Consider the following 15,751-nt stretch of genomic DNA (forward strand, 5'->3'; position numbering starts at 1 on the left):
CCGGCGTAGGAGATCAAGAATGGATTTGCATATCAAGCCCGGCCACCTGACCTTGTCGGAGCTGCGCCGCGTGTATCACGAGCCCGTGCGCCTGACGCTGGACGCCAGTGCGGCGGACCCCATCGACGCCAGCGTGGCGACGGTGGAACGCATCATCGCGGAAGGCCGTACCGTGTACGGCATCAACACCGGGTTTGGCTTGCTGGCCTCTACCAAGATCGCGCGCGAAGACCTGCAAGCCTTGCAGACGTCGCTGGTGCGCTCGCACGCGGCGGGCGTGGGCGAGGCGCTGGATGACGCGATGGTCCGCCTGATCATGGTGTTGAAGATCAACAGCCTGGCGCGCGGTTATTCCGGTATTCGCCGCCACGTCATCGACAGCCTGATTGCGCTGGTGAACGCGGGCGTCTACCCGCACATCCCGCTGAAAGGCTCGGTTGGCGCATCGGGTGACTTGGCCCCGCTTGCGCACATGTCGCTGGTGCTGCTCGGCGAAAGCCGCGCGCGCTTCCAAGGCGAATGGCTGCCTGCGCAAGAGGCGCTGGCGCGCGCGGGACTTGTGCCGTTGACCCTTGCCGCCAAGGAAGGGCTGGCGTTGCTGAACGGCACGCAGGTATCCACGGCCTACGCGTTGCGCGGCCTGTTCGAAGCCGAAGACATGATGGCGGCGGCTCTGGTTTGCGGCAGCCTGAGCGTGGAAGCCATGCTGGGCTCGCGCGTGCCGTTTGACGCCCGCATCCATGCCGCACGCGGCCAGCCCGGCCAGATCGCCGTGGCGGCCGTGTACCGCGAACTGTTGGGCGAGGACAGTGAAGTCGGCCATTCGCATGCCGACTGCGAAAAGGTGCAAGACCCCTACTCCCTGCGCTGCCAGCCGCAAGTGATGGGCGCCTGCCTGACGCAGATCCGCCATGCGGCGCAGGTGCTGCAAATTGAAGCGAACGCCGTGTCCGACAACCCGCTGGTGTTCACCGCCCAGGGCGACGTGATTTCTGGCGGCAACTTCCATGCGGAGCCGGTGGCGCTGGTGGCCGACAACCTGGCGCTGGCGTTGGCGGAAATCGGCGCACTGTCTGAACGGCGCATCGCGCTGATGATGGACAAGCATATGTCGCAGCTGCCGCCGTTCCTGGTGGCCAAGGGCGGCGTCAACTCGGGCTTCATGATCGCCCAGGTCACGGCCGCCGCGCTGGCCAGCGACAACAAGGCGCTGGCGCACCCCGCCAGCATCGACAGCATGCCCACCTCCGCCAACCAGGAAGACCACGTTTCCATGGCGCCCAACGCAGGCAAGCGCCTGTGGGCCATGGCCGAGAACGTGCGCGACATCCTGGCCATCGAATGGCTGGGCGCCTGCCAGGGCCTGGACTTCCGCGAAGGCTTGAAGACGTCGCCCAAGCTTGAGCAAGCGCGCCGCGCGCTGCGCGAGCAGGTGCCGCATTACGAAGAAGACCGCTTCTTCGCGCCTGACATCGCCGCGGCCAGCGGCCTGCTCAGCGCGCATGTCATGAATGGCCTGATGCCCGCCGGCCTGCTGCCCAGCCTTTGATTTCGATGTTGCGGCCGTCGTTTGACGGCCGCCATTGCTGCGCCGTGCGCACGCGCCCATAGAAGGCGCTCGCGCGGCGTTTGATGCTGTACGCCTATAAAACAAGTACGGAGACAGACATGCAAGCACAACCGCAGGATCTCAAACGGGGACTCAACGCCAGACATATCCGGTTCATGGCATTGGGTTCGGCCATTGGCACGGGGCTGTTCTACGGATCGGCCAAGGCCATTCAAGAGGCTGGCCCGTCGGTGCTGCTGGCCTACATCGTGGCGGGCGCCGCCGTGTACATGGTGATGCGCGCGTTGGGAGAAATGGCGGTGCGCAATCCGGTGTCGGGTTCGTTCGGGCATTACGCCACCAGCTATCTCGGCCCGATTGCGGGCTTTCTCACGGGCTGGACCTATGCGTTTGAGATGATCATCGTCTGCCTGGCCGATATCACCGCGTTCGGGCTTTACATGGGCTTCTGGTACCCCGATGTGCCGCGCTGGATCTGGGTGCTGTCGATCGTGTTCTTCATTGGCGCCATCAACCTGCTGTCGGTGAAGGTGTTTGGCGAACTGGAATTCTGGCTGTCGCTGCTGAAGGTGGGCGCCATTATTGCGATGATCGCGGGCGGCCTGGGCATCATGCTGTTTGGTTTCGGCCTGAGCGCCGATACCGCGGCAACCGGTGTGCATAACCTGTGGGAACACGGCGGCTTCATGCCTAATGGCGTGGGCGGGCTGATTGCGTCGCTGGCGGTGGTGGTGTTTGCGTTCGGCGGCATCGAAATCATCGGCATCACGGCGGGCGAAGCCAAGGACCCGGGCCGCACCATTCCGCGCGCCATCAACGCGGTGCCGATGCGCATTCTGCTGTTCTATGTGCTGACGCTGTTCGTGCTGATGTCGATCTTTCCGTGGACCCAGATCGGCAGCAAGGGCAGCCCGTTCGTGCAGATCTTCGATAGCCTGGGCATCGGGTCGGCGGCCACCATTCTCAATATTGTGGTGATCTCGGCGGCGGTGTCGGCCATCAACAGCGACATCTTTGGCGCAGGCCGCATGCTGTACGGCATGGCGCAGCAGGGCCAGGCGCCGCGCGGGTTCGCTGCCGTGTCCCAGAACGGCGTGCCGTGGATGACCGTGGTGGTGATGTCGGTTGCGCTGCTGCTGGGCGTGCTGCTGAACTACCTGATCCCCGAGGGCGTGTTCCTGCTGATCGCCTCTATCGCGACCTTTGCCACGGTGTGGGTCTGGCTGATGATCCTGTTGTCGCAAGTGGCGATGCGGCGCAAGATGAGCGCGGCAGAGGTCGCGGAATTGAAATTCCCGGTGCCGTTCTGGCCGGTGGGCCCGCTGCTGGCCATTGCGTTCATGGTATTCGTGATTGCCGTGCTGGGTTACTTCCCGCGCACGCAGGCGGCGCTGGTGGTGGGCGTGGTGTGGATTGCGCTGCTTTGCGTGGCGTACCGTTTCTGGGTATATCCCAATCGTCCGGGTGACGGCGGCATCGCTGTGCCGCTGGCGCAAGGTTCGGACTGATGTAGTGGCTTTCAGGAGAGGTGCATGAGACAGATCTGGCGACACTGCCACGCCGCCACGATGGCGGGTGGCGCCTATGCGGTGATTGAGCGCGCGGCCATTGTGACGCGGGCCGATCGTATCGAATGGATCGGGCCAGAGGCCGAGTTGCCAGGCGTGGATGCGGCGCATGTGCACGATCTGGGCGGGGCGTGGGTCACGCCCGGCCTGATTGACTGTCATACCCATCTGGTGTTTGGCGGCAACCGCAGCACCGAGTTCGAACAACGCCTGCAAGGCGTGGACTACGCAACGATCGCCGCGCAAGGCGGCGGCATTGCCAGCACCGTGCGCGCCACCCGCGAAGCGTCGGAAGACGAGCTCTATGTCAGCGCGCGCAAGCGTGCGCTGCATCTGCTTGGCGACGGTGTCACCACGCTTGAGGTCAAGTCGGGCTACGGGCTGGATTTGCCCAACGAGCGCAAGATGCTGCGCGTGGCTCGCCGCCTGGGCCAGACGCTGCCGCTGACGGTGCAGGCGACCTGCCTGGCCGCGCATGCGCTGCCGCCTGAATTTCGCGGGCGGCCCGACGATTACATCGATGAAGTGGCGCGCCGCATGTTGCCGGTGCTGGCCGCCGAAGGGCTGGTCGATGCGGTGGATGCGTTCTGTGAGCACCTGGCGTTTTCGCCTGAACAGGTCGAACGCGTGTTCCAGGCCGCGAAGCATTTGGATTTGCCCGTGAAGCTGCATGCCGAACAATTGTCGTCGCTGCATGGCGCAAGTTTGGCGGCACGGTATGGCGCCTTGTCGGCGGACCATCTTGAATATCTGACCGAAAGCGATGTGCTGGTCATGGCCCAGGCTGGCACCGTGGCGGTGTTGTTGCCCGGCGCGTTCTACGCCTTGCGTGAAACGCAGCTGCCGCCGCTGGAACTGCTGCGCCGCCACGGCGTGCCCATTGCGATTTCCACCGACCTGAACCCGGGGACGTCGCCCGTGTTGTCGCTGCGGCTGATGATGAGCATGGCGTGTACCTTGTTCAAGATGACGCCGGAAGAAGCGCTGGCGGGCGCTACCGTGCATGCGGCGCGCGCGTTGGGTTTGCAGGCGACGCACGGCACGTTGCAGGCCGACAAGCTGGCGGACTTTGTCGCGTGGGACATCGCGCATCCGTCGGAGTTGGCGTACTGGATTGGCGGCGACCTGCCCAAGCGCGTGATCCGCCACGGCGCGTTGCTCGACATGACGGCGTTGGCCTGAGGGTCAGCGGGAAAACTGCGGCATCGCATGGGAGGGGACGTCCAGGGGACGGCATCTCTGGACGTCATGCGTGGATGCCATCCCTGGACGTCATACGTGAACGCCCTAAGCCCCAGTGCTGCCGTGGCGGAAAACGGACCACTACGTGCCCGATACGGACCACGTGCGCCGCCACCGCCCCATCCCTGCACGCGGCGTTCTACGATGTGGCCTGACCGCGCCCGATGCCGGGCGCGCCGCGCATCCAGGAGAACGTATGCGGATCTGCATGATGGAAGGGCCGGTGGATCTGGCTCCCGATAGCCCCACGTGGGCAGGCATGGCCGAGCGCATTGCCGAATTGGAACCCGATCTGCTCGTCACGAACGAGATGCCGTTTGGCCAGTGGCTGGCGGCCTCGCCCGTTTACGATCCGGCGCGTGCAGCGGAGTCCGTGCGCATTCACGAAGTGGGCCTGACGGCGCTGGCCGCATTGCCGGTGCCTGCCATCGTCTCGTCCCGCCCCATCCCCGCAGGCGACCGGCTGGCCAATGAAGCCTTCGCCTTGGAGGGCGGGCGCTACACGCGCTTGCACCACAAGCAGTACTTCCCGGAAGAGCCGGGGTTCTTTGAAGCGACGTGGTTTCGTCCGGCGATGGAGGGGTTTGAAGTCGTCGATGTGGGCGGCATTCGTCTGGGCGTGCAGCTGTGCACCGAGCTGATGTTCAACGAACGGTCGCGCCGTTACGGACGCGACGGGGCAGAGCTGATCGTCGCGCCGCGCGCAAGCGGCGCATCCATCGGGCGCTGGCTGACCGCGGGCGCGATGGCGGCGCTCACGTCCGGTTGCTACGTGATCAGTTCCAACCGGGCTGGACGCACCGCCGACGGCCAGGTGTTCGGCGGCCGCGCGTTCGCCTTTCAACCCAACGGCGAACCGTTGGCGCAGTCCACCGACACGGAGTCCATCGTGGTGGTCGACGTGGACCCGGCTCGTTCACGCGCACAGCAGTCGCAGTACCCCTGCTACGTGAAGGAAGAGTTGGGGGGCGCCTAGCCGGCCCCCACCCTCATGCCGCGATGGCGATAGCGCGGTGGTCCTGGATCAACGGCGGCAAACGGAACGCGCTGACCGCGCTCTGCAAGCGCTGCGCCTGCGTTTCAAGCGACGACGCGGCGGCGGCCGCTTCTTCGACCAGCGCCGCGTTTTGCTGCGTGACCTGATCCATCTGGTTCACCGCGGTGTTCACCTGGTCGATACCTGTCACCTGTTCTTGCGACGCGGATGCGATGTCGTTGACCAGCAAGGTCAGGCGTTCGATGGTCGACAGAATCTCTTCCATCGTGCGTCCTGCCGCTTCCACCTGCATCGAGCCCGCCTGCACCGTGGCGCCGGACGTGTTGAGCAGTTGCTTGATTTCTTTCGCGGCGCCCGCGCTGCGTTGGGCCAGCGACCGCACTTCGGCCGCCACCACCGCAAAGCCCTTGCCCTCCTCGCCCGCACGCGCCGCTTCCACGGCGGCGTTCAAGGCCAGGATATTCGTCTGGAAAGCGATGCCGTCGATCACGCTGACGATGTCTTCGATGCGGCCCGAGTCCTGCGCAATTTCGCGCATGGTGCTGACGGCTTGCTTTACCGCCTGGCCGCCGCGCTGAACCACTTCGCTGGCGGTGGCCGCCATCTGGTTGGCCTGGCGCGCGTTTTCGGCGTTGCTGGTCACGGTGGACAGCAGCTGCTCCATGCTGGCCGCGGTTTCCTCAAGCGAGGCCGCCTGCTGTTCGGTGCGGCTGGACAAATCCTGGTTGCCGGCCGCGATCTCGCTGGACCCCGTGTTGATCTCGATGACGCCTTCGCGCACGGCGTGCACGGTGCGCACCAGGCTCGCCTGCATCTCTTGCAGATACGGAATCATCTGGCCCACGCAGTTGCCGCCATAAAGCGGAATGGGCGCGGTAAGGTCGCCGCTGGCGATGCGCCGGAAATGGCCTTTGATGGATTCCAGAGGCTGCCGCACAAACACCACCACGTAGCGGTCGCCCAGCACCAGCAGCAACAGGCAGATGCCCAGCACGATGCCCATGCCGATGTACGCGTGCTGGCGCTTGTCGGCCGCATCGGCCCACAACTGGGTTTCGCGTTCCTTGGCGTAGGCCTCGTAGTTCTCGATGCTCTTGCCAAACGCGCGGCTCGCGGCGACGACGGCGTTTGCCGCGTGCGCCCGGGCGCGTGCGATGTCGCCGGCGTCCAGATGCTGGCGCTGCACGGCGATGCCGCCATTGACCAGCGCGTCAAAGCCCGCCTGCATGGGCTCCAGGATGGCGGCGGGCGCGTCCTGTTTGGCCAGTTCGATAAAGACCGCTTGCTGCTTGCGCGCTTCGTTCAGCGCGGCGTCGATGCTGCGCCCTTCTTCGGCGGCCTGCGCCGCCTGGCCGTCGCTGGCGTATTCCAGCTGGCGCGACAGGCGCAGCCGCGCCCGCATGATCTGATCATTGACCCGGGACAGGGCTGAAACTTCGTGCAGGAGTTCGTTGCTGGCGGAGAGCGCCTGGCCGGCGCTGTGCAATCCGTTGACGCTGATGGCCGACAGGCCGGTGAGCAGGACGCTGATCATGAGCAAGGTGCACAGAATCATGCGGCGGATCGTGATGTCTTTCAAAAACTGTGTCATGCGTGTCGTTCCCAGATACAGCGAGTGCTGCAACGACAACTACGACCTTGCCGCCGGGAAATTTAGCAGCTGTTTCATTACTTACGTATATATCGGCGTGTTACCAGAATATATTGAAAGATAGCGCAACATTGTTGCGCGTTGGCGGTGTCGGCGCGCTATCGCGGCGCGAATCGCCTCAACGCGCCGCGGACGCCTGCGTGGGTTCCGACGCGTCAAAACGCAGCCGCGAAAAGCTGGCGATGCAGGCCAGCGCCGCGCACAAGCCGCCCAGCCACAAGGCGGCAATCGCACCGTGCGTGGTGGACACATGGAAGCAGGCGGCCACCAGCGCCGCGCCCGTCGCTTGACCCAACAAGCGCACGGTGCCGATCATGCCGCTTGCGCCACCCGCCCGCGACGCCGGGGCCGAGGTCATGATGGCGCGCAGGTTGGGCGACTGGAAAAAACCAAAGCCCGCGCCGCAGATCGCCATGCGCCAAGAGATGTCCCACACCGACGGCGTGGCGGGCATCAGCGCCAGCAGCACCATGCCCAGCGCTAACAGCGCGAGTCCCACGCCGCCCAAGATGCCGGCGGGATACTTATCAGACAGGCGGCCGGCAATCGGCGCCATGATGGCCACGACGACCGGCCACGGGGTAATCAGAAAGCCGGTATGCACCTGGCTGTAGCCCAGCACCGTCTGGAACAAAAACGGCAGCGAGACGAACGCCAGCGCTTGCGCGGCGAAGGCGCACACCGCAGTGGCGGCGGACAAGGCGAACAAGGGCCGGCGCAGCAGGTCTACGGCCAGGATCGGTGCGGGATGCCCCGCTTGCCGGCGCATCAGCAGCCACAGGCTGGCGATGGCGCCGCCCCACTCCAGCACCACGCGCGGCCACGGCGCGGCATGCGCCAGTTCGTTGGAACCCAGCACGAACAGGCCCAGCGTCAGCGCGCACAACAGGGCGGCGACGCCATCAAACCCGTGCGGCGCGCGGGCGGTTTCGGGCAGGCCGCGCAGGCCCAGCACCGCAGCCAGAATGCCGATCGGCACATTGATCAGGAACAGCCAGTGCCACGACCCCAGCAGCAGAATGGCCGATGCGGCCGTAGGGCCGGCGGCGAACGACAAGCCCACCACCATCGCGTTCAGCCCCAGCCCGCGGCCCAGCATGTGCGACGGGTAGATAAAGCGCAGCAGCGCGCCGTTCACGCTCATTACGCCGGCCGCGCCCAAGCCCTGCAAGATGCGCGCCACCACCAGCGTGGGCAGCGACGGCGCCAGCCCGCAAGCCAGCGACGACAGCGTGAACACCACCAGCCCCACGATGTACACGCGCCGATGGCCCAGGATTTCACCCAGCGCCGCGGCAGGCAGCAGCCCCGCCACCATCGCCAGCTGATAACCGCTGATGACCCAGATGGAACCCGCGTCGCTGGCTTGCAGGTCGCGCGCGATGGTGGGCAGTGCGGTGTTGGCGATGGCCGTGTCCAGGCTGGCCATGCAAACCGCCAGCATGACAGCCAACAGCGCGCCCAGGCGCTCCGATGCGGGCAGGCCGGCGCCAGCCGGATAAACGGTGTTGCGGGAGAACGAGAGCATGGGCGGGGGCAAATGCGAGCGGTTCCGGGCGGGGCGTCCGGAATCAAGAGCACTGATTCTAATGCGGCATCGGGATTCAACGCTTCGTCAGCCAATGGCCGTGGCGGTACGCATTGAGTTTGGTTAGCGCGGTCAGGCATTAATAATGCGACCACATGGTCACATGGATTAATGGCATTAATGAATCAGATATTTACGAACACTTGGCGGTTTCTTTTGAAGATTGTGACGAAGAAACACGGCTTTCAGTGCATAAATACAACTAAATGTACGTCATCATTTTTAGCGGATTTTCATAGACAGCAGCACGCCTTGCGATTAACCGCAGTGCCATGATTTAGTTAAAAAAAGTAATAATGACGCGGGTAAATTGAAACGAACTGGTGCCGGATTGATTTATTCGACGTACGATTATTTTTTCGTACGTCGGATGGTGCAACTATTTGGTGGAGGGTTTCCTTATGAAACGCTTGTCCTGGTATGCAGCAACGTTGTCTTTAATCGGCGCTGGCGCCGCGCCCGGTATGGTTTGGGCGCAGTCGACCGCCACCGCCACCTTCAACGTCACCCTGACCATTAACGCCAACTGCGCGATTGCCGCGAATGATCTGGCGTTTGGCGCACACGGCGTCTTGAATGCCGCCGTTCCCGGCACCACCACGCTGAACGTCACGTGCAGCAACACCACCCCCTACGCGGTGGGCTTGAGCGCAGGCACCGGCACCGGCTCCACGGCGACCACGCGCTTCATGAGCGCCACCGGCGGCAACAACGCCACCGTTTCCTATCAGCTGTACAAGCCGGGCAGCCAGACCGTGGTGTGGGGCGACGCCCAAGTTGCCGACCGCGTCAGTGGCGTGGGCAACGGTACGGCGCAGCCGCTGGTGGTCAATGGCATCGTGCCAGCGCAGACCACGCCCGCCCCTGATAACTATTCGTCCACGGTCACCGCCACGGTCTATTTCTAGTGGGCGCGCCCATGCAGAGGCTGTGGCGGGCGGTATTGGCGTTGTGCATGGCGGGCTGGGCGGGGCTTGCCTGCGCAGCGGCGTTGCAGATATCGCCGGTGTTGGTGGATATCGCGCCGCAGCAGGCGGCAAGCGGCATCATGCTGCGCAACCCCGGCACGACGCCTGTCTATGGACAGGTTCGGATCTACCGCTGGGAGCAGGCTGATGGTGACGACGTTCTGACGCCCACCGAAGAAGTCCAGGCCAGCCCCCCCATCATTCAGGTGCCGCCGGGCGGCGAGCAATTGGTGCGGCTCGTGCGCGCGTCCAAAGAACTTGCCCCGCTGGAACGCGGCTACCGGCTGGTCATCGACGAAATTCCCGACCCGGCTACGCCCGGCATCAATGGCGTGGTGTTGCGCCTGCGGTATTCCGTGCCCGTGTTCGTGGCGGGCGCCACCCCTCGGCCTGAGCCCGAGCTGGCCTGGCAAGCCACGCGCGCGGGCGGCGACTGGGTGCTGCGGCTGGCCAACACCGGCACGCGGTATGCGCAGGTGGCGGCGTTGCAGGTGCTCAACAGCGCCGGCAAGCCGGTGGCGGGTATTGAAGGATTGGTGGGATACGCCCTGGCGCAGCGCGAGCGCAAATGGCGCATCCCCGCAAAACAAAACGCATCGGGACCGGTGCGGATCAAAGCCTTGATCAACGGTGACGTCGTCACCGTAACGCCCCGCGTTGATTGATCGCGCGCCGGCACGCCCGGCACCAACGAGGAAGGCAGCACATGGCAGTACGCGCTCCCCGTGTCTGCGGGCGACGCGCCTGGTGCCTTGCCCTCTGTTTGCTGGGGGCGCCGGCGCTGGCGGCGGAATCGCCCGATCTATTGTCGTTCGGCAATATCGCCGAGCGGGACGTGTTTCTGGAGGTCAGCATCAACGGCGTGAACACTTCGCAACTGCTGCGCTTTCGCGATGCGCAAGGCCGCTTGTCGGCCAGCGGCGACGCGTTGCGTTCGGTGGGCGTGGACGTGTCCAAGCTGGGCCTGCCCGACACGCGGGAAGTTGCGCTGGACCGGGTGGCCGGCCTGCGCTATTCCTACAACGCGGCCGCGCAGACGGTGGACATCGTGCTGCCCGACGACCTGCGCACGCCCTATCAGGTGGGGCGCAATCTGGCGGCAACCCCGCTTGCCACGGCGGGCCGCGGGCTGGTGCTGAACTACGACGCGTATACGCAAACGGACGCCATGTACAAGCTGTCGCTGTTTACCGAGCAGCGCTACTTCGACGCCCATGGCGTGTTCAGCAACACCGGCACCGCCTACTTCGGCGGCGAGGGGGACAGAGGCGACCGCTACGTGCGCTATGACACTTACTGGACGCGCTCTGATCAGGAAACGCTGCGCACGCTGCGGCTGGGCGACACGATTTCATCGTCGTTGAATTGGTCGCGCTCGGTGCGGATGGCGGGCCTGCAGTGGGGCCGGAATTTTGCGCTGCGCCCTGACTTGGTTACCTTCCCCGTGTCATCGTTAAGCGCTTCGTCCGTGGTGCCATCATCGGTGGCGCTTTACATCAACGGCGTGCAGCAGTATTCGGGCAATGTGCCGCCCGGGCCATTCGTGGTGAACCAGATCCCCGGCATCACGGGCGCGGGCCAGGCCACGCTGATTACCCGCGATGCGCTGGGCCGCACGGTCAGCACGTCGGTGCCGCTGTATATCGATACCCGCATGCTGGCAGGCGGCCTGTCCAGCTATTCGCTTGAAGCTGGGTTCGTGCGGCGCCAGTTCAGCATTCGTTCATTCGATTACGACAACCAGCCGGTGGCGACGGCGTCCGGGCGCTATGGCTACAGCGATGACCTGACGCTGGAAGCGCACGGCGAAGCCAGCGCGGGCCTGTACAACGTGGGCGCGGGCGCGATGGTCAAGCTGGGCCAGGCGGGCGTGCTGAGCGGCTCGCTGTCGGGCAGCGCGGGCCAGTACGACGGCGGCCAGATCAGCCTGGGGTATCAGTACATCCGCCCGGAATTCAGTATCGATTCCCAAGTGACGCGGGTGGTGGGCGACTACGGCGACCTGGGCTCGCGCGAAGATGCGCCGGTGCCTACCCAGACGGAACGGGTGACGGTGTCGCTGCCCCTGACCACGTCGCAAAGCGTGGCCGTAAGCTACATCGGCTACCGCATGCCGCAACTGCCCGCCGCCAAGCTGGGCTCGGCGTCATACATGGTCAATCTGCACAGCCGCGTCGTCATGACCCTGAGCGCCTATAACGACTTCACGCAGTCCAACACGCGCGGCGTGTACCTGGGGTTGACGATGATGCTGGGCGACCGCTCACAGCTCAACGCGTCGGTCGGCCGGCAAGGCGGCGAATCGACCTACAGCGTGGGGGCGCAGAGCAGCGTGCCTTACGAGGGCGGCTGGGGCTGGGGCGTGCAGAACGGCCGCGTGGGCGGCATGGGCTACAACCAGGGCCAGGCGCAATACCTGGGGCGCTACGGCCAGGTGGCCGGCATCGTGCAGGACTACGGCGGCCGCACGCAGGGCGCGTTGCAGGCGTCGGGCTCATTGGTGTTGATGGACGGCACGGTGCTGCCCACGCGCCGCATCAACGACAGCTTTGCGCTGGTGTCGACCGACGGCGAGCCGGATGTCGCCGTGCTGCATGAAAACCGCAAGCTGGGCAGAACCAACCGCAGCGGCTACCTGCTGGTGCCTGACTTGAATTCCTATCAGACCAACCGCATCGCCATCGACCCTGAAGACTTGCCGGTGGACGTGAAGCTAGACACCACCAAGACGGTCGTTGTGCCGCAAGGCGGTTCCGGTGTGCTGGCGAAATTCCAGATCGAGAAGTACGCGGCGGCGTCGGTCATTCTGACATTGCCGGATGGCGCGTTCGTGCCGGTGGGCGCCGAAGTGGCGCACGTGGAAAGCGGCAAGCATTCGGTGCTGGGGTACGAAGGCCTGACCTTTGTTGAAGACCTGGTGGCGCGCAACCACCTGCGCGTCAAAGGCGCGGGCGTGTCGTGCACCGTGGCGTTCGACTACGAATATGATCCGAAACGGCCGCTGCCCACCTTGGGGCCATTTGTGTGCGAACCATTGGCGCGGGGGCGGCAATGACGGCGGCGTGGGGCCGATACGCGCCGTGGCTGCTGGCGGCGCTGTGCATGGGATCTGCCGCAACCGCAGAGGCGAGCTCCTGCACATTGGGCGCTGGCACGACCAGCACAATGGATTTCGGCACGATCAACCCCTTGCTGCCCGCGGACACGGTGAATTCCGGCGGGCAAGTCGTGGTCACCTGCGACTTCACCGCCTTGTCGTTGGCGGCGCGTATCTGCTTCAACCTGGGCCTGGGCAACACCAGTACGACGAACAACCCGCGCACCTTGGGCGCGGGCGTGAACCGCATGAACTACAACCTGTACACCGACGCGGCGACGAGCCAGGTGTGGGGCGCCGCGCTGACGTCGGCCCCCACATCGGTAACGCTGATCGGCCCGGTGCTGGGCGGCACGGCGTCCACCACCTTCAGGTTCTACGGCAAGGTGCCGGGCAACCAGCCGCTGGTCAAGACCGTGAACAATGCCGACACGCGATATTCCGAAACGTACTCGACCACCGCCACGGTGGATGTGTCGATCGGCCTGTTGAGCGGCCTGACGAATTGCCCGCTGACCTCGCCCACGCGCATCTCCATTCCGCTGACCGTGACCGCGCTGGTGCAGAAGAACTGCACCATCAACGCCACCAACATGGCGTTTCCGCCCAAGGGGGTGCTGAGCTCGCCCGCCACCGCCACCAGCCAGATCACCGTGAAGTGCACCAACAACAACGCGTACTCGGTGGCGTTGGACGGCGGCTCCGTCGCCAACAACGTGCTGGCGCGCAAAATGAAGCACGCGACGCAAGCGGACACGGTCAGCTATCAGCTCTACCAGGACGCGGCTTACGCCACGATCTGGGGCAACGCCAGCGGCGGCGCGCCGCTGGCGGGAACCGGCACGGGGTCCAATCAAACGTACACGGTGTATGGCCGCGTGCCGGTGCAAGCGACGCCCCGGCCAGGTGACTACAAGGACGTCGTCACCGCCACCATCACGTTCTAAGCCGCGCCACCGTCAAGACCGCGCGGGCGCGGGCCGGGGCTTGACGGGCCAGAACAGCGTGGCGGGCCGCTGCCAGATGCGCTGGCGCACGCCGGCCGACAGCGAGTCGCGATCGCCCCGGCGCAGGTTGCGCGAGCGCAGCGCCACGTTGAACGCGAGTGCGAAACTGACGCCCACGTTCAACAGCCCCGTCATGGCGGTGCCCGCCACGGCCATCCAGAATGCTTGGGTGCGCACAACGTCCCAGCCCAAGGTGCCGATGGCGGTGCCGATCTGCCCGGCGCTAAGCGTCACATGGCGCACTTCCACGTGCGGGCCGAAGAAGCTCACGATGGCTGGCCCCAGGCCCAGCATCAGCCCCAGCGACACATTGCCCGCGATGCCCGACACGTTGCGTTGCCAGAACCCCGCCCAGCGCGCCGCGCCGCGTTCGCCAAACAGATGCCGCACGCGGCGGTCATAGGCCATCACGTCGTGCACGCGATGCAGCGCGAACCAGTTGTCGGCCCATCCCGCGATCAGGCTGGACAGCCATAGCAGCACGCCGGTGGCGGCGGCGTAGATCGGGGTTGCGCCCCAGATGGAAAGCGAGGCCAGCGTTTCCTGCGCTTTGTCTGCGCTGATCAAGGGATGGTCCAGCGCGTTCACGGCCACCCACTGCACGGCCCACGCCAGCGGAAACACCACGGCCAGGTTGCCCAGGATGGCGGCTGCGTTGGACCGGATCATGGCGAGGGTGTCGTCCAGAAAGGCGTCGCGCCCTTCCGGCGTATAGGCGTCGTCCAGCCGGTGAGCCAGTGCGGGCCCGGTCATGGCGGGCTGCTTGGTGGCCAGCGTGTAGTGGGCGAAGTGGATCACCAAAAAGCCGCCCGCGTAGTTCAGGGACGCAAGCAGCCCTTCGATGAACTTGTCCAGGTGCAGCGAGACGATGAAGAACTTCAGGTAGACGGTGAACACCATGATGAAGCCGCCGCCCAGCGACGCTTTGAGCATCGTCAGGTATTCGGCGGCGTCGCGCGCGATGTAGTGTTCGCCGGTTTGGGCGGTGCGCTCCATGACGCGTCGCGCCAGCTGCGCAAACGAGGATGCGGCCAGATGGCGGATGCTGCTGCGCGCTTGGGTTGAGCGGATCAGCTCGGCGGTCAGGTGTACGTACTTGTGGCGTTGCGTGGGGTCCACCCACACGCTTAGCAGCAGTTCGATGCGGTCCAGGCGCAGTTTCATGCGTTCGATCTGGAACACGACTTCGACGGATACGCCGTTTTTTTCCAGCTCGTCGTAGACACCTTGCGACGCGGCGCGGCAGCCATCGAGCAAGGCGCGGAACATGTTCAGGCGTCGGCCGAACACGTCGCGGGGCGTGTCGGGTGCGCTGTCGCACAATTCGGCGGCGGCAGCGGCCAGCGCGAAGAAGGGCGTATCCTGCACGCGGCCGGGCAGGCGCGAGCGGATGTCCTGACTTAGCCCCGTTGCGCGCACCTGGCTGACCAGCACCTGGATGCTGCTGGTCAGCGCTTGCGTGAGGCGTGGGGTGGGCGGTTCGGGCGCGATGGGGTCAGGCCGCGCCACGCCATCGCTGATACGAATCAGCGCGCGCATGCGGGCGAGCGTGTCGTCGTCCAGCGTCTCGATCCATTGCGCGTCGCCGGCGCGGCGGAAGATCAGCGAGAACAGGCCGAACATGTCGCTGCGGTTGGGCGGCGGCGGCAACAGGCGCGCCTGCGCGCGTTCCCAGAATTCGCCCCAGAAACCGGGGTGCGAAGCCACGCCGGTGTCACAGAGCAACGAGGTGGGATCGTTGTCGGCCACCAGCGAGCGCAGCGTGGCGGCCACGGGCGCGGCGCGCTCGGGATTGTTTTCCAGCACTTGCAGCACGTAGCGCAGGCGCGCGTGCTGGGGGTGGCGGACGGGGGCGCCGGGGGACGCGCCCGGCGCGGCGACAGCGGTGGCTTCAGCGTTGGACGCACGCCCCGGGCGGTCGAGCCAGCGGCACAGGTCCACCATCCACAGGTTGCGTTCGGCTAAGGGGGCGTCGGGGTTGGCGTTGGCCAGGATGACGTCCAGCTGAGGTCCGCCGTGCCGCGCGGCCCGCCATGTGCGCCAAAGAGAGGTAAGCATCGACG

11 protein-coding genes are annotated in these 15,751 nt (G+C 65.5%); 8 read left to right on the top strand and 3 right to left on the bottom strand.

What is annotated here, in order from left to right:
* Positions 1 to 19: 19 nt before the first annotated feature.
* The 4 genes from hutH to ACFZAI_RS17900 all read left to right on the top strand — a co-directional run bounded on the left by hutH (position 20) and on the right by ACFZAI_RS17900 (position 5,356).
* On the top strand, positions 20 to 1,549 hold the full coding sequence (gene hutH / locus ACFZAI_RS17885) for a histidine ammonia-lyase (RefSeq protein ID WP_391568191.1): 1,530 nt from the start codon (positions 20 to 22) through the stop codon (positions 1,547 to 1,549).
* A gap of 119 nt (positions 1,550 to 1,668) precedes the next feature.
* Positions 1,669 to 3,078 carry an amino acid permease gene (locus ACFZAI_RS17890; RefSeq protein WP_391568193.1) on the top strand — a complete coding sequence of 470 codons (1,410 nt, stop codon included), beginning with the start codon at positions 1,669 to 1,671 and terminating at the stop codon, positions 3,076 to 3,078.
* A gap of 24 nt (positions 3,079 to 3,102) precedes the next feature.
* Positions 3,103 to 4,320, top strand: coding sequence for an imidazolonepropionase (gene hutI / locus ACFZAI_RS17895; RefSeq protein ID WP_391568194.1), 1,218 nt, complete (start codon positions 3,103 to 3,105; stop codon positions 4,318 to 4,320).
* A gap of 256 nt (positions 4,321 to 4,576) precedes the next feature.
* Positions 4,577 to 5,356 carry a carbon-nitrogen hydrolase family protein gene (locus ACFZAI_RS17900; protein ID WP_391568195.1) on the top strand — a complete coding sequence of 260 codons (780 nt, stop codon included), beginning with the start codon at positions 4,577 to 4,579 and terminating at the stop codon, positions 5,354 to 5,356.
* Between the two features lie 13 nt (positions 5,357 to 5,369).
* Here ACFZAI_RS17900 and ACFZAI_RS17905 read toward each other — a convergent pair whose 3' ends face one another.
* Positions 5,370 to 6,968, bottom strand: coding sequence for a methyl-accepting chemotaxis protein (locus ACFZAI_RS17905; RefSeq protein WP_391568196.1), 1,599 nt, complete (start codon positions 6,966 to 6,968; stop codon positions 5,370 to 5,372).
* 178 nt (positions 6,969 to 7,146) lie between these two features.
* The gene (locus ACFZAI_RS17910) at positions 7,147 to 8,556 is read right to left on the bottom strand and encodes an MFS transporter (protein WP_391568198.1); all 1,410 of its coding nucleotides are present in this window, start codon (positions 8,554 to 8,556) and stop codon (positions 7,147 to 7,149) included.
* Between the two features lie 461 nt (positions 8,557 to 9,017).
* Here ACFZAI_RS17910 and ACFZAI_RS17915 point away from each other — a divergent pair, with 461 nt between their 5' ends.
* Genes ACFZAI_RS17915 through ACFZAI_RS17930 form a run of 4 tightly spaced genes read left to right on the top strand, consistent with a single transcriptional unit; the run spans position 9,018 to position 13,628 of the window.
* Positions 9,018 to 9,524 carry a spore coat U domain-containing protein gene (locus ACFZAI_RS17915; protein ID WP_391568199.1) on the top strand — a complete coding sequence of 169 codons (507 nt, stop codon included), beginning with the start codon at positions 9,018 to 9,020 and terminating at the stop codon, positions 9,522 to 9,524.
* A gap of 11 nt (positions 9,525 to 9,535) precedes the next feature.
* On the top strand, positions 9,536 to 10,249 hold the full coding sequence (locus ACFZAI_RS17920) for a molecular chaperone (protein WP_391568201.1): 714 nt from the start codon (positions 9,536 to 9,538) through the stop codon (positions 10,247 to 10,249).
* A gap of 41 nt (positions 10,250 to 10,290) precedes the next feature.
* A complete protein-coding gene (locus tag ACFZAI_RS17925) occupies positions 10,291 to 12,639 on the top strand; it encodes a fimbria/pilus outer membrane usher protein (protein ID WP_391568202.1) in 2,349 nt (782 codons plus the stop codon).
* Complete coding sequence (locus tag ACFZAI_RS17930) at positions 12,636 to 13,628, top strand: spore coat protein U domain-containing protein (protein WP_391568204.1); 993 nt, start codon at positions 12,636 to 12,638, stop codon at positions 13,626 to 13,628. The genes ACFZAI_RS17925 and ACFZAI_RS17930 overlap by 4 nt, the downstream gene beginning before the upstream one ends.
* A 12-nt stretch (positions 13,629 to 13,640) precedes the next feature.
* On the opposite strand, the gene ACFZAI_RS17935 is transcribed toward ACFZAI_RS17930, so the two are convergent.
* On the bottom strand, positions 13,641 to 15,746 hold the full coding sequence (locus tag ACFZAI_RS17935; protein WP_391568205.1) for a site-specific recombinase: 2,106 nt from the start codon (positions 15,744 to 15,746) through the stop codon (positions 13,641 to 13,643).
* Between the last annotated feature and the right edge of the window lie 5 nt (positions 15,747 to 15,751).

It is taken from the genome of Achromobacter sp. NPDC008082 (genome assembly GCF_042957345.1).
GTDB classification, from domain to species: Bacteria; Pseudomonadota; Gammaproteobacteria; order Burkholderiales; family Burkholderiaceae_B; genus Achromobacter; species Achromobacter kerstersii_A.